2 protein-coding genes are annotated in these 1,091 nt (G+C 80.0%); both read left to right on the top strand.

What is annotated here, in order from left to right; genetic code table 11:
• Window positions 1-436, top strand: a 436-nt coding sequence (locus tag KIK08_RS39155) for an ADP-ribosylglycohydrolase family protein (protein WP_214408351.1), incomplete at its 5' end; no start/stop codon positions are given.
• The coding region (locus KIK08_RS39150; RefSeq protein ID WP_214408350.1) for a PfkB family carbohydrate kinase at window positions 433-1,091 on the top strand (659 nt) is incomplete at its 3' end. The genes KIK08_RS39155 and KIK08_RS39150, both read left to right, overlap by 4 nt.

Here is a 1,091-nt window from a genome sequence, read left to right as displayed (position 1 = left end):
CACGGTCGCCGGGGCCACCGCCGCGGCCGTCGCCGCAGCCCGCTCGGGCGCCGCGCACGGGCGGTGGGTGGCCGCCGCCGACGTGGCCGCCCGCATCGAGTGGGCCACCGCCCTGGTCGCCGGCACGACGCCGGATCGGGCCGCGGAGCTCATCGAGACGCTGGTCGGCACCGGCCTGGCCACCCAGGAGTCGGTCCCGGCCGCGTTCGCCGTGCTCGCGGTCGCCGGCGACGACCCGTGGCTGACCTGCCGGCTGGCCGCCTCGCTCGGCGGCGACACCGACACCATCGCCGCCATGGCCGGTGCCGTGGCCGGCGCCTGCCACGGGGCCGCCGCGCTGCCCGCCGAGGCGAGGGCCGCGGTGGCCGGGGCCAACGACCTCGAGCTGGACCGGCTCGCCGCCGACCTGCTGGCGCTGCGCGGACCCGAGCGATGATCGATCGGCTCGTGCACGTGGGGAACGTCGTGGTCGACCTGGTCGCCGCCGTCCCCGCGCTGCCCGCCCGCGGCGCCGACGTCCTGGCCCACCGGATGGGCGCCACGGCGGGCGGCGGGTTCAACGTGCTGGCCGCGGCCGCGCGGCTGGGGCTGCCGGCCGTCTACGCCGGACCGGTCGGCACCGGCCCGTTCGCCGACATCGCCGCGGCCGCCCTGCGCGCCGAAGGCGTCCAGGTGCTGCAGCGGCCCCGTCCCGAGGACACCGGCCTGGTCATCACCGTCGTCGACGACGAGGGGGAGCGGACGTTCGTGACCAGCCCGGCCTCGGTCGTCGGGGCCAGCGGCGCGGAGCTGGCGGCCGTCGCGCCGCGGGCCGGCGACGCGATCTCGGTGTCGGGCTACGAGTTGCTGCACGGCCCCACCCGCGACGCGCTGCTGCCCTGGATCGCCGGCCTCGCGGAGGAGGTGACGGTGGTGCACGACCCCGGCCCGCTGGCCCCCTGGTCCGCGCCCGACGCGGTGCGCGCGCTGCTCGACCGGGCCGACTGGGTCACCGCCAACGCGGCCGAGGCCGGGCGGATCACCGGCCGCGCCGCTCCCGCCGACGCCGCCCGCGCCCTCGGCTGCCGCGCCGGGGCTCTCGTGCGCACCGG

The organism is Pseudonocardia lacus (assembly GCF_018531445.1).
GTDB classification, from domain to species: domain Bacteria; phylum Actinomycetota; class Actinomycetes; order Mycobacteriales; family Pseudonocardiaceae; genus Pseudonocardia; species Pseudonocardia lacus.
Note: the sequence above shows the minus strand (reverse complement) of the source record. Positions and strands in the feature narration are given on the sequence as shown.